Source organism: Streptomyces sp. RLA012 (assembly GCF_056270325.1).
Genome location: NZ_JBWDPA010000002.1, coordinates 10,987,762 through 11,002,771 on the forward strand (window position 1 = coordinate 10,987,762; position 15,010 = coordinate 11,002,771).

Genomic DNA, 15,010 nt, shown 5'->3' on the forward strand with positions numbered 1-15,010 from the left:
ACGGCATACCAGGGAAGGCAACGTACTCGTGCACGACGACCTCGAAGCACGACCGACAGCCACTTCTGACACACCTGACACACCTGAGGGAACGCTGCCGCAGCCGCTCTCCTACGGTCAGGAAAGACTCTGGTACCTGGAGCAGTTCGCCGCCGGTGACCCCGTCCACCACGTCTCCTGCGCCACGCTCGTCGAGGGTCCGCTGGACGCCGACCGTCTCGCATCCGCCGTACGGGTCTGCACCGCCCGCCACGACCTCCTGCGCAGCGGCTTCACGTCCCACGCCGACAGCCCGCGCCGGACCGTGCACAAAGCGGTCGCGCTGCCGCTGCGGCAGCTGGACCTGAGCTCCGGGCCCATGTCGGACGAGGCGCTGCGCCGTGCCCTGGCGGAGGAGAGCGCCCGCCCGTTCGCCCTGGACACCGCGCCCCTGCTGCGCGCCGTACTGCTGCGCACCGGCGAGGACCGGCACGTGCTGCTGCTCACGGCGCACCGCATCATCGCCGACCGCGCCTCGCTGACCGTGCTGGAAGGCGAACTCGCGCTGTCGTACGCGGCGGTGGCGGCGCCGGAGCCCCCGTCCGCCTACGCCGACCGGGCCGACCTGGAGCGGCAGACACACGACGGCAGCCCGCAGTACTGGAAGCGGCGGCTCGCGGGACTCCAGCCGCTCGACCTGCCGACCGACCGCGCCCGTCCCCGGACTCCGAGCCATCGGGGGACCGGCCGCCGGGTGAGGATCGAGGCGGTGCACGCCGATCGCCTGAGGCGGCTGGCACGGGAGGAAGGAGTCGCGCTGCGGACCGTGCTGGCGGCCGGCTTCGCCGTCCTGCTGGCGCGGTACACGGGGCAGTACGACGTGGTGTTCGGGACACCCGTGGACCGACGTCCGCCGGCGCGCTCGCAACAGGGGTTCGGCCCGTACGAGGACCTGGTCGTCCTGCGCTCCGACCTGACGGGCCGTCCCTCCTTCCGGGAGGTGGTCCGCCGTGCCGAACGGGTGCGGGAGGAGGCGTGGCGGCACGCCGATGTCCCGTTCGGACGGCTCGTCAAGCTCCTCGACAAGGAACGGGACCTGAGCCGCCACCCCCTGTGCCAGGCCGTCTTCGCCATGACGGACACCCCTCGGACGGCCTTCACCGTGGCCGGGCTCACCACGTCCCCACTGGACCTCGACGACACCACCGCCCCGTACGACCTGCTCTGCACGATCGCCGGGGACGACGGCGGTCCCGTCACCGGGGACGACGGCGGAACCGCCACTCCGGTCGTCGACGGAACCGTCGGCACGGACAGAACCGTCACCACGCAGGACAGCGACCGGCGCGGCGGCCTCCGTGCCGAGCTGCGGTTCGCCTCCGACCTGTGGTGGAACGAGTCGGCGGACCGCATGGCGGCGGTCCTCCGCTCCCTGCTCGTCGCCCTCGCCGAGAACCCCGACCGCCGGATCGGGGACATCCTCGTACTGCCGCCCGAGGACCGGACCCTCATCAGCACCTGGAACGCGACCGGTCGCCCCCTGCCCGAACCGGCGACCGTGGACGGGCTCTTCCGGACCTGGGCGGCCCGCACCCCGCACGCCCTCGCCCTCACCGACCGCACCGGACAGTGGACGTACGAGCGGTTGGAGCGGCGCGCCACCCGTATCGCCCGGGCGCTGACCGTGGCCGGCAGCACGCCGGACACCCCCGTCGCCCTGCACATGAAGCGCTCCGCCGACCTGGTCGCGGGCATGCTCGGTGTCCTGTTCGCGGGAGGCGCCCCTCTCGTCCTCGATCCCGGCTACCCCGAGCAACGGCTGCGGTTCATGGCCGACGACGCCCGGATCGGAGCCGTGCTCTGCCGCGACGATCCGCCTGCCTGGCTGCGCGGTCTCGATGTGCCCGTGCTCCGGCTCGCCGACGCCGAACGGGGCGACCGCGGGCTCCCGGACGCCGAACGGGACGCCGGCAGCGTCCCGGACGCGGCGGTGCCGTCCCGCAGCCACCCCGAAAGCCTCGCCTCCGTCGTCCACACCTCCGGATCGACCGGCCGTCCCAAGGGCGTCGGCATACCCCACCGGGCCGTCGTCCGGCTGATCACCGCGACCGACTATGTGACCATCGGCCCCGGCGACGTCCTGCTGCACCTCGGTGACCCGGCCTTCGACATCACCGCCTTCGAGGTGTGGGGAGCGCTGTGCAACGGCGCCCGGGTCGCCGTACTGCCGGGCGACGAACCGCTCGGCCCCGACGAGGTGTCGGCCGCACTCCGGGAACTGCGGCCGACCGTCGTCTCCCTCACCGGCACCCTCTTCAACCGCGTGGCCGACATCGACCCACGTGCCTTCGGCGGACTGCGCCACCTGTTCGTCGTCGGCGAGGTGATGGACCCCCGGCGCACCCGCACGGTGCTGCGCGGTGGCGCGCCGCCCGAGCACCTCCACAACGGCTACGGCCCCAGCGAGAACGCCACCTTCTCCACGACGTACCGGGCGGATCGGCTGCCGGACGACGCCCCCGGCGTGCCCATCGGCACCGCCGTCACCAACACCACGCTGCACGTGCTCGACGAGGAACTGCATCCGGTCCCCATCGGCGTGGCCGGTGAACTGTATGTGGGCGGGCTCGGGGTCGCCCGCGGCTATCTGCGCCGCCCCGGCCGCACGGCGGAGCGGTTCCTGCCCGACCCGTTCGGTTCCGAGCCGGGGGCGACGATGTACCGCACCGGCGACCGGGTGCGCCGACTCCCGGACGGGGCCCTGGACTTCCTCGGCCGGGCCGACCAGCAGGTGAAGATCCGGGGCTACCGCATCGAACCGGGTGAGATCGAGGCGGTGCTGCTGGCCCGCGAGGACGTACGGGAGTGCGTCGTGCGGGCCGTCGACGTCGCGGGGGACCGGCGGCTCGTCGCCTACGTCGTACCGCGGACCGGCCGGTCGCCCTCCGCGGCCGGGATACTGGGCGAACTGCGCGACCGGCTGCCCTCCCACATGGTGCCCGGCCATGTCGTCCCGCTCGACGCGCTGCCCACGACGGCCAGCGGGAAGATCGACGCGCGGGCGCTGCCCGGCATCGCCGAGGACGGCACGGCTCCGCCGGACGCCGGCTCCGTGGCACCCAGGACCGCGACGGAGCGCGCGCTGTGGGAGATCTGGGCGGACGCGCTGAAAGTACGGGCCTTCGGGGTGCACGACAGCTTCTTCCTGATCGGCGGCCATTCGCTGCTCGCCTCCGTGGTGCGCACCGCCGTCCGTGAGCGGCTCGGCGTCGAACTGCCGCTGCGCACCCTCTTCGACATGCCCACGATCTCCGGACTCGCCACCGAGATCGAGCGGCGGGCGGGCACGGCACCCCGCGTACCGAAAACCGCCGAACCGGCCGACGACACGGATCAACTCGACGGCCTGGTGGCCGAACTGGAGCGGCTCGCCGAAGCCCGGCGCGCCGACGGACGAACGGGGGGAGCCGCGCGATGAACGCCACGACACAGGCCGACGCGATCGACGACGACCTGCTCCACAGGATCGGACAACTCCCCGCGGACCGACGGGCCCTGCTGCGCCAGCGCATGTGGGAACGGGGCGTTCCCACCGGGCTGCCGGCCCTGGACGACGACGGTGAGGCCCCCGCGTCCTTCACCCAGCGCCGGATGGCGTTCCTGGCCGGGCTCGACCCGGACAACCCCGCCTACAACAGCCCCGTCGTCCACCGGATCGCCGGACGGCTGGACGACAAGGCCCTCGAACACGCCCTGAACGACCTGCTGGTGCGCCATGCCGTCCTGCGCACCGTCCTCCCGGTCCGGGAGGGCCGCACCGTCCAGCGCGTACTGCCGCATCAGCACCGACCGCTGCCCGTCGTGGACCTCACCGCGCTCCCGGCGGCGGACCGGCCCGCGCAGGCCGAGCGGCTCGCCCTGGCCGACGCCGCGAAGCCCTTCGACCTGGCCACCGGGCCGCTCGTCCGGTTCCGGCTGCTGCGCCTGGCCGAGGACGACGCCGTACTCGCGCTCACCTTCCACCACGCGGTCGTCGACGGCTGGTCCCTCGGCGTCTTCCTCGACGACCTGGGCATCGTCTACGGCGCCCGCCTCGACGGCCGGGCGGCCGAACTGCCCGCTCCCACGGTCGAGTACGCCGAATACGCCCGCTGGCAGCACGAATGGGCCGAGGGCGCCGAGGCCGCGAGCCAGCTGGACTACTGGGAACGCCGTCTGACCGACGCCCCGGATCCGATGCCCCTGCCCGCCGACCGCCCTCGGCCCGACACCCCGGGCAACCGCGCCGCGTCCACGGTGTTCACCGTCCCCGCCAAGACGAGCGACGCATTGCGGCGGCTGGCGGCGGACACCGGCACCACCTTGTTCATGGTGCTGCTCGCCGCGTTCCAGATCGTGCTCGCCCGATACGGCGGCCTGCCCGACGTCGTGGTCGGTACCCCGGTCGCCAACCGGCGCTACCGGGGCTTTCACGACCTGGTCGGATTCTTCGCCAACTCGGTGCCCCTGCGCTCCCGGGTCCACCCGCTCCTGTCCTTCGAGGACTTCCTCGCCGAGGTCCGCACCACCTGCCTGGAGGCGTACGAGAACCAGGACGTCCCCCTCGACCTGGTCGCCCAACGGCTGCACCCGGAGCGCGCCCCCGGCCGCAACCCGATCTACCAGGTCAACTTCACCCTGCACAACACCCCGCCGCGCCCGGACCGCACCCTTCCGGACGGGATCACCCTCACCCCGCTGGACCACCTCGACCACGACAGCGCCCGCTTCGATCTCGACCTGAACATCTGGGAGACCGGCGCCGGACTGGAGTGCCGCCTCATCCACGCCACCGACCTGTTCGACACCTCCACCGGCGAGCGGCTCGCCCGCTCCCTGGCCGTCCTCCTTTCCGCGGTCCCCACCGACCCCACCGCCCGGATCGGCGAACTGCCGCTGCTGACGGCCGAGGAGACCGAGCAGGCCCTCCACGGCTGGAACGGCACCCGCGCCGACCGCCCCGCGGACATGCGGGTGGACCGGCTCTTCGCCGAGCAGGCGCACGCCACCCCCGACGCGGTCGCCGTCACGGCGCCGGACCGCCCCGACCTGACGTACCGGGACCTCGACCGCCGCGCCAACGGGCTCGCCCACCGGCTGCGCGACCTGGGCGCACACCGCGGCAGCGTGGTCGCGCTGCTGCTCCCGCGGACGCCCGAGGCGGCGATCGCGCTGCTCGGCGTACTGAAGTCCGGTGCCGCCTATGTGGCGTTGGACCCGGCGTACCCGAAGCCCCGGCTCGCGCACATGCTCCGCGACAGCGGGGCCGCACTGCTGGTGACCGACGGGCGGACCGGTACCCCGGCGGGACTGCCGGACCTCCCGGTCCTCACCGTGGACCCGGCCGAGACGGAGGCGGAGAGACCGCCGGACGGGGACACCGGCCCCGACGACCTCATGTACCTGATGTACACCTCGGGATCGACCGGCGGGCCCAAGGGCGCCATGCTCTCGCACCGGCAGGTCGCCAACTACCTGCTGTGGGCCGTGGAAGCGTTCCTCCCGCCGGAAGCGGGCGGCGGCGTCCCGGTGCACTCCTCGCTGGCCTTCGACCTGACCGTGACGAGCCTGTTCGCGCCGCTGCTGGCCGGCCGGCGGCTGGTGTTCCCCGACGACTCCGGCGCGCCCGGCGAGGCTCTGCGCGCGTCCGCCGCCTCCGATTCGGACCTCGCGTTCGTCAAGCTCACTCCGTCACACCTGAGGATGCTGGAGGACTCCGCCGCACCGGCCCGTGCCGGGCACTGGACCCGCACCCTCGTCGTCGGAGGCGAGGAACTGCACGAGGAACGGCTCTCGGCCTGGCGCGCGGCACCCGGCCGGCCGCGCCTCGTCAACGAGTACGGACCCACCGAAACGGCGGTGGCCTGCGCCGCGCACCTCAGTGAACACCCGGCCGACGGCTTCGGCCGGGTCCCGATCGGGACGCCCATCGACAACGTACGGCTGTACGTCCTCGACGAGGCCATGGGCGTCGTGCCGGTGGGCGCGCCCGGCGAGCTGTACGTCGGCGGTGCCGGGGTCTGCCACGGCTACTGGAACCGCCCCGGTCCGACCGCGGAGCACTTCGTCCCCGACCCCTTCGGCGACCGGCCGGGCGGTCGCCTGTACCGGACGGGCGACCGCGTGCGACGGCTGGCCACGGGCGAGCTGGAGTATCTGGGACGCCTCGACGACCAGGTGAAGATCCGCGGGCACCGCGTCGAGCCGGACGAGGTGGCCGCCGCTCTGGCCCAGGACCCGGCGGTCCGGGACACCGCGGTGATCGTGCACGGCCGGACCCCCCAGGACCGGCAACTGGTGGCCTTCGTCAGCCCGCGACCCGGCACCGGGACACGGGCCGAGAACGACTGGGTCGACCACTGGCGGACCCTGTACGAGGACACCTACGGCGCGGCCGGCAGTCCCGCCGACCCGCGGTTCGACCTCACCGGCTGGAACAGCAGTTATACCGGCGAGCCCCTCGGAGCCGACGCGATGGGCGAGTGGCTGGACGCGACGGTCGGCCGGATCCGCGAGCTGCGGCCCAGCCGGGCACTGGAGATCGGCTGCGGCACCGGCCTGATCCTCTCCCGGGTCGCCCCGGACTGCGACTTCTACCAAGGCATCGACCTGTCCGAGCGGGTCGTCGACCGCCTGCGGCGCGAGACCGGCGGGGCGGGAGGGGCGGGCCCGGCGCGGATCGCACTGCGCGCCGACCCCGCCCATCTCGCGGTCCGGGCCGGGGAGCGCTACGACACCGTCATCCTGAACTCCGTCGTCCAGTACTTCCCGTCCGTGGACTACCTGCTCGGTGTCCTGGAGAAGGCCCTCGACGCGATGCCCGCCGGCGGCCACATCTTCCTCGGCGACCTGCGCAACCTCGCTCTCCTGGACGCCTTCCACGCCTCCGTGACCGCCCACCGGTCGGACCCGGCAACGCCCGACGCCACTCTGCGGGCGGAAACCGCCTGGCGCGTGGAGTGCGAGAACGAACTCTGCCTCGACCCCCGGCTCTTCCGCGATCTGCCCCTGCGGTGGCCCCGTGTCTCACGCGTACGAATACTTCCGAAGCGAGGGACGGCCGACAACGAACTGACCCGGTACCGCTACGACGTCGTGATCAGGGTCGACGGTGAGCAGCCACCGGGCGATCACCCCGCGCACGAGCCACCCCGGTGGCGCGACTGGCAGGCAACCGGCCTGGACCTCGACACCCTGGCCACCCTGCTCGACGACGAACGCCCCGACCGGCTCGCGCTCCGCGGCATCCCCAACTCCCGCCTGGGGGAGGACCTGCGGCTGCTGGCCCGGCTCTCCGGTGCCGCACCGGACGCCGTACGCACGGGAGTCGACCCCGAGGCCCTGCACCGGCTGGCCGAACGCCACGCGTACGAGGCCGAATCGAGCTGGGCGGCAGGCCGGCCCGACGGCTCCTTCGACCTCCTGCTGCACCGTGCCGGAACCGCCTCCGTACCCGTACCTCCGATACCAGGGGACGACGCCACCCGATCTCCGGCCCGTCCGGCGAACGAGCCGCTGTGGCGTCCGGCGGCACTCGCCGAACTGCCCGGGATCGCGGCCCGGCTCGGCGAACGGCTGCCCGGTCACATGCTCCCGGCGCGCTCCGTGGTGCTGCGCCGGATACCCCTCACCGCCAACGGCAAGGTGGACCGCGCCGCACTCGCGCACCTGCTGGAGACCTCCGACGCCCTGGCCGAGGACGACACCGGGGCACCGGCGGCGCAGCCGGAGGCCGAACCGACTCCGACCGAACGGCGGATGGCGGCCATCTGGAGCGAACTCCTCGGCCGCGACGGCATCCGGGCCCAGGACGACTTCTTCGACCTCGGCGGCCACTCCCTGCTCACCTTCCGGCTGGTCTTCCGGCTGCGCGAGGAGTTCGAGGTGGAGGTGCCGGTCCGCGGTCCCTTCGACGCGTCCACGCTCGCCGGACTGTCCGCGCTCGTCGACGGCCTGGTCGCCGAGAAGAACCGCCCCTCGCTGCCCGCGCTGGTCCCCGTCGAACGGGAGCGGACCGTACCGGCCTCCTTCGCCCAGGAGCGCCTGTGGTTCCTCCACCAACTGAACCCGGGCACCTCGCAGTACAACTTCCCGGTCTTCGTACGGCTGGCCGGTGAACTCGACATCGAACTGCTGCGCGGGGCGGTCGCGGAGATCGTACGGCGGCACGAGGTGCTCCGGACCGTGATCACCGCCCGCGACGGACAGGCGTTCCAGACCGTACTGCCCGTCGGGCCGCCCGGCCTGCCGGTCACCGACCTGACCGCCCACCCGCCGGAGCGACGCGAGCGCGAGGCGCAGCGGCTGGCGAGGGAGCAGTACGCCGAGCCCTTCGACCTGGGCACCGGGCCGGCACTGCGGGCCGCTCTGCTCCGACTGGGCACGGCCGACCATGTGCTGCTGCTGACGGCCCACCACGTCACCGTGGACGGCTGGTCGGCCGCCGCGCTCCTGGAAGAGCTGGCCGAGCTGTACACGGCGGGCCGTGAAGGCCGCGCGCACCGGCTGGCGGAGCTGCCCGTGCAGTACGCGGACTACACGATCTGGCAGCGCCGGCTCGCCGAAGCAGGCCACTTCGACCGGCTCGTGGAGCACTGGACGGGGCGGCTGCGGGGCATCCTCGACCTGCCGGGGCTGCCGCTCGACCGGCCCCGGCCGGCCAACCCCGAGCACCGGGGGGAAAGCCTGCGCTTCCGTATCCCGGCCGGAACGGCGGACGAGGTGCGCACACTGTGCCGGGACGAGGACAGCACGCTGTTCATGGCGCTGCTCGCCGCGCTGTACGCGGTGCTGAACCGGCGGACCGGGGAGACCGATCTCGTCGTCGGCTCGGATGTGGCGGGCCGCTCCGACACCAGGACCGAACCGCTGATCGGCTTCTTCGTCAACCAGATCGTGCTGCGCGCCGACCTCACCGGCGCGCCGACCTGGCGGGACCTGCTCGGCCGCACCAAGGCGCTGGCCCTGGACGCGTACGCCCACCAGGACCTCCCGTTCGAGGAGATTGTCAAGGCCCTCAGCCCGCCCCGCACCCGCAACCAGAGCCCGCTGTTCCAGGTCAAGCTCGTGCTCAACAGCAACCGACGGGCCGCCGACGGCATGGCGGACCTGCGGATGAGCCCGTTCACCGTCGACCTCATCGACACCAGCCGCTTCGACATCACCCTCGTACTGGAGGAGGACGACGACGGGATCGCCGGGTTCCTCAACTACGACCCCGAGATCTTCGACGCCTCCACCATGGAAGAGCTGCGCGAGCAGTACACCGCCCTGGTCGCGGACATGGCCGCCCGCCCCGACGCCTCGATCGCCGATGTCCCCCTGCCCACGCCGGCGTCCGCGGCCACCACCGCGCCGGGGCGCGGCAGGCGGCGCGGCCCCGGGGCACTGCGCGGGATCACCCCCACCAAGGTCGCTCTGACCTCGGGTGACGCCGTCGTACGCGAGCGGCTGCGGGAGGGCACGGACCTTCCGGTCGTCCTCAGGCCGGCCCGCGCCGACGTCGACCCGGTGGCCTGGGCGCGGGCCCACCGCGCCGAACTCGACGCGGATCTGGACCGGCACGGCGCCCTGCTGTTCCGCGGCTTCGGAGTCACCGAGCCCCCGGCCCTGGAGCGCTTCGCGTCCGTGTTCGTCGACGGCCTCTTCGGCGAGAACGGCGAGCACCCGCGCGCCGCCCTCGGCGGCAACGTCTACACCCCGGTGTTCTTCCCACCGGAGGAGAAACTGCTCTGGCACAACGAGAACTCCTTCAACGACCGGGGCCCGACCCGTATCTGGTTCTGCTGCTCCCGTCCGGCCGCGTCCGGCGGCGAGACACCGGTGGTCGACAGCCGTGCCGTGCACCGGAGACTGGACCCGGTGCTGCGCGAGGAGTTCACCGCCAAGGGGATCCGGTACGTACGCAACTACGGCACCGGGCTCGGGCTCGACTGGCGGGACGTCTTCCGGACGAACGACCGGGCCGAGGCCGAGGCCCGCTGCGCCGAACAGGGCCTCGCACACGCGTGGCACGGCGACCGGCTGCGCACGACCGCCGTACGCCCCGCCGTGCTGCGCCACCCGCGCACCGGAGAGTGGTCCTGGTTCAACCAGGCACAGCACTGGCACACCGCCTGCCTCGGTACGGAGGTCCGCGCGTCGCTGCTGTCCACCATGGCCCCGGACGAACTCCCGCGCAGCTGCCACTTCGGCGACGGAACACCGATCCCCGACGAGGCCATGCACGAAATCCTGCGCGTGTACGGCGAGTTGGAGATCGTCTTCCCCTGGGAGCGCGGCGACGTGCTGTTGTTGGACAACATCCTCACCGCACACGCCCGCAACCCCTTCCGGGGCGAACGTGAACTGCTCGTCGCCATGGGGGACATGGTGAGGTACCAGTGACGACGCAACCACAGCCACGGCCACAGCACATCCAGCAGGTGGAGGGCTACCGGCTGTCGTTCCAGCAGCAGCGGCTGTGGCGGCTCGCCGAACGCGGAGTGCCGTCCTGGGCGCAGCTGCTGATCACCGCCGACGGAGACCTGGACACCGACCGCCTGGCCGCCGCGCTGCACGGCGCGGTGACCCGGCACGAGATCCTGCGCTCCAGGTACCAGCGGGTGCCGGGCGTACGCACCGCGCTGCTCGTCGTCCATGACGCGGACCGGCTGCGCCCGCACTGGTCGTACGAGGACCTGCGGCACCTCGACGCGGCGGCGCAGCGGCAGTGGATCGACCGGGAGGCCCGCGCCCGGCGGGACCTGCCGCACGGCGGCCCGGACGATCCGCTCCTGAGAGCGGTGCTCTTCACCCTCGGCCCCCGGCGGCACGAACTGCTGCTCTCCACCACGGCCCTGGCCGCCGACGGGCATGCGCTGCGGCTGCTCGCCGACGAACTGGCACGTCGGTACGCGGGATCGCCGCCCACCGACGAGGTCCTGCAGTACAGCCAGTTCGCGGAGTGGCAGCACCAGGAGTTCGGCGAGGACGCGCCGCCCACGGCCCCGCACGCCGGGCCCGTGTCCCCCCTGCCCCTGCCGCTGCGCCGACACCGCGCCGGCGCCGGCCGACCGGACCGCCGTACCGTCGGCGCACGGCTGCCGGACGGCGTCGCGGCCGCCGTCCACGCCTACGCCCAGCGGCGGCGTGTACGGCCCGGGGCGGTCCTGCTGGCCTGCTGGCAGGCACTGCTGTGGAGGATCAGCGGGCAGCGCGCCGTCACCGTCAGCACCATGCTCACCGGCCGGGAGTACGAGGAGACCGCCGACGGCCTCGGCCACTTCGCCTCGTGGACCGATGTGAGCGCCCGGATCGACCCCGGCCTGGTCTTCGACGCCCTCGCCTCCCGCGCCGAACGTGCGCTGTCCGCGGCCGACGACGCCCACGAGGACACCCTCGCCACCGGTCTCACGGACCCGGCGGCCCGCGACATCGGCTTCGTCTGTGAGGTCGCCGCCCCTGACGCCGCCCCTGACGCCGCCCCTGACGTCGCCGGTGGCGTCGGCGGAATGTTCGCCGTGGCCCGGCACGACGTGGAGACCGAGCACCACGCCCTGAGACTGACCTGCGCACTGGGCACGACAGAGGCCCGGACGGAGTGGCACTACGACGGCGAACAGTTCGAGGACGCCTATGTGCGGATCCTCTCGGACCAGTACGCGACGCTGCTCGCCGGGCTCCTCGCCGCGCCCGCCACCCCCGTACGCGAGGCGGCCCTGCCTCGGGCGACCGGCCCGGTCCCGCACCGGGAGGCCCTGCCGCAACCGCAGGACGGCCACTGCCTGCACCGGCTCGTCGAGCGGCAGGCGCGCCGCACCCCGGACGCCGTCGCCGTGGTGGCGGGCGCCGAGAGGCTGACCTTCCGGGAGCTCGAAGCCCGGGCGAACCGATGGGCTCGGCTGCTGCGGGCGCGGGGCGTCGGTGTCGAAACCCCGGTGGCGGTGAGCGCGGCGCACTCCGCGCAGCTGATCGTGGCACTGCTGGCCGTACTCAAGGCCGGGGGAGCGTATGTGCCGCTCGACCCGGAACTGCCGCCGCTGCGGGCACGGGAGTTGCTGGCACGGGCGGGATGCCGGTTGCTGCTCACGGACGGACTGGAGGCGGCAGACACCACCGAGCAGGTCGGTGCGGTCGAGCCGCTTGAGCCGCTTGAGCCGCTTGAGCCGGTCGAGGCGGTCGAGCCGGTTGAGCCGCTTGAGCCGCTTGAGCCGGTCGAGGCGGTCGAGCCGGTTGAGCCGCTTGAGCCGGTCGAGGCGGTCGAGAGGATCGACCTGCGCGATCTTCCGCTCGACGGCGCGGACCTGGAGGCCGAGCGCCCCCTGCCGATGGGCGTACAGCCCGACAACCTCGCGTACGTCATGTTCACCTCCGGATCCACCGGGGCATCGAAGGGGGTGATGCTCCCGCACCGGGCCGTCTGTAACTACCTGGTGTGGAGCGCTCGGACGTACGTCGGCGAGGGCGCTGGTGACGGCGACGCCAACGACGGTGGAGCGATGGCGCACTCCTCGATCGCCTTCGATCTCACGGTGACGAGCCTGTTCCTCCCTCTGATCACCGGGCGTCCTGTGCACCTCGACCCTGCCTGGCGGGACGCCTTCGCCCTGTCGGCGGACCTGGCCGACCGGTCGGGCCTGGACCTGCTCAAGCTCACCCCCTCGCATCTCAAGGTCGTCAACCACACCGTGGAACCGGGGGACTTGGCCGGCACCGTGAGCTCGCTCGTCCTCGGCGGTGAGGCCCTCGACGGCGAGGCGGTCGGCAGCTGGCTGGCCCACGCACCGGGGACGAGGGTCTTCAACGAGTACGGCCCGACCGAGACCGCCGTCGGTGTGTGCGTCCACGAGGTCGGCGTCGACGACGGACCCGGCCCGGTCCCCACCGGCCGACCGATCGACCATGCAGAGGTGCTCGTGCTGGACAGTGCCCTCGACCCCGTGGCCGTGGGCGTACCGGGAGAGATCTACGTCGGAGGCGAATGCCTCGCCCGCGGATACCTGGGCGCCGCGGACGCCACCGCCGAACGGTTCGTACCGCATCCGTTCTCGCCACGCGCCGGCAGCCGCCTCTACCGCACCGGAGACCTGGCCTGCGTCGACCCGGACGGCCTGATCCGGTTTCTGGGACGTGCCGACGAGCAGGTCAAGATCAACGGAGTGCGGGTGGAGCCCGAGGAGATCCGGGCCGCGCTGCTCCGCCATCCCGGCGTGCGGGACGCGGCCGTCGTGCCGGTCACGGACGCGGAACGCGGCGATCATCTGGCCGCCTGCGTGGTCGCCGCCGCCAAGGGTGTCGGCGGCCCCGACTCTCCCGACACGGCTCCGGAAACCCTGCGCGCCTTTCTGAGCGAGCGGCTGCCGGCCCAGTTCGTACCCCTGACGTATGCCAGGTCCGATGCGATACCCCTGACACCGAACGGCAAGGTGGATCAGGCGGCCGTGCGCGCCCTCACCTCCACGAGCGGGGCCGCCGGGCTCGCCCGCTCGGCGGGCCGGACCGTTGAGCCGCCGCGCGATGCCGTGGAAGGTGCCGTCGCCCGGATCTTCCAGGACCTGCTCGGCGTCGCTTCGGTCGGGGTGGACGAGGACTTCTTCGAACTCGGCGGCCACTCCCTGCTGGCGGTCCGGCTGATCGCCAGGCTGAACGGCGAGTTCGGCACCGAACTGCCGGTACCCGTTCTGTTCTCGGAGCCGGAGCCGGAGCCGGAGCCGGAGCGGGAGCGGGAGCGGGAGTCGGGGCGGGTAGGGGAGCCGGTGCCGGAGTGGGTAGGGGAGCCGGGGCCGGAAAGGCCGGCCACCCCGAGGCGCCTGGCCCGTCTGCTCAAGGCGGACACCGTCGCCCGCCCCACGGCCGACCTCGTTCCTCTGAAGCCGCAGGGTGAGGGTGTCCCGCTGTTCTGCGTCCATCCGGCGGGTGGCGAGGCCATCGGCTTCCGCCATCTGGCCGCCTGCTCCGCACTGCGCCGCCCGCTCCATGCTCTCCAGGCGCCGCCCTTGGACGCCTCGCTGGATGACGAAGGGCAGAGCGTCGAGTCTCTGGCCGCACGTTATCTGGAGGCCATCCAGACCGTGGCACCGTCCGGCCCGTACCTGCTGCTCGGCTGGTCCATGGGCGGTCTCGTGGCCTTCGAAATGGCCCGGCTGCTGGAACAACGGGGGGAGCGGGCCGGGATGCTCTTCCTCGTCGAGAGCTACCTGGCAGAACAACTCCCGGAGTTCGAGGAGGACGAGGGTCGGGATATCGATGGTCAGGAGGAGGCGGGCGACGGAGCATGGGACAACGGCGCGCGCGACGACGGGCAGACCGTCGACGAGCGCCTTCGTCTGCGTCTCAGGTGGCGCACCGACCGTGCCCACAAGCGGGCGGCCCGGGCCTACCGCGCGGAGCCGTACGCCGGTCCGGTCACGTTCGTGCAGGCCGACAAACACGACCGGGACTTCCTGCGTGCCGCGACCCGCAACTGGTCCCGGTTCTGCGATGTCTCGGCGATGAACCACCATGTGCTGGAAGGAGACCATCTGACACTGTTCGAGCCGCCGTACGTGGACGAACTGGCGCGGCTGATCGAACAGATCACGCGATAGAGCACCTTCTCTCCTCGATGCGTTCGAGCTTGCGGGAGCCGGGGAGGGGGACGATGAAGTCTCACGGACTTCGCGCACGGGAAGGACGCCCCCCGGCGCAGATCTCGCTTTGGCGGGCCGAAGGGGACGAAGCCGATGCCGAGCTCCTCGCATGCGGGGATGACGTCCCGCTCGATCATGTGCTCCATCGGCATCTTCGACGAACGCGGCACCCACCTGGCCGGCGAGCGCTTCCGGCGCTGGTCGTTGAGGTTGCTGTCGGCGACGGAGAAGTCGGACAGACTTCCGGTCCCGAGGATGTTGGCGGAGAAGCAGTACGCGCCACCGGTGCAGACACCATCCTGGTCGCCTGGATGGACGCGGGCGCTGCGGCCGCCGACGAGGGAACCAGAACGGCCGCCGTGGCACCCACTGCGAGCAGGGCG

3 protein-coding genes are annotated in these 15,010 nt (G+C 72.7%); all 3 read left to right on the top strand.

Translation table 11 applies throughout. The annotated features are described in order from the left end of the window. The first annotated feature begins 28 nt into the window (after positions 1-28). The 3 genes from RV986_RS50080 to RV986_RS50090 are packed head-to-tail and all read left to right on the top strand — an operon-like array spanning position 29 to position 14,585. Positions 29-3,457 (top strand): non-ribosomal peptide synthetase, encoded by a 3,429-nt coding sequence (locus RV986_RS50080; RefSeq protein WP_475923761.1) that lies wholly within the window; start codon positions 29-31, stop codon positions 3,455-3,457. Next, on the top strand, positions 3,454-10,404 hold the full coding sequence (locus RV986_RS50085) for an amino acid adenylation domain-containing protein (RefSeq protein ID WP_475923762.1): 6,951 nt from the start codon (positions 3,454-3,456) through the stop codon (positions 10,402-10,404). Before RV986_RS50080 ends, RV986_RS50085 begins: the two co-directional genes overlap by 4 nt. After that, the gene (locus RV986_RS50090) at positions 10,401-14,585 is read left to right on the top strand and encodes a non-ribosomal peptide synthetase (RefSeq protein ID WP_475923763.1); all 4,185 of its coding nucleotides are present in this window, start codon (positions 10,401-10,403) and stop codon (positions 14,583-14,585) included. Before RV986_RS50085 ends, RV986_RS50090 begins: the two co-directional genes overlap by 4 nt. Positions 14,586-15,010: the final 425 nt, after the last annotated feature.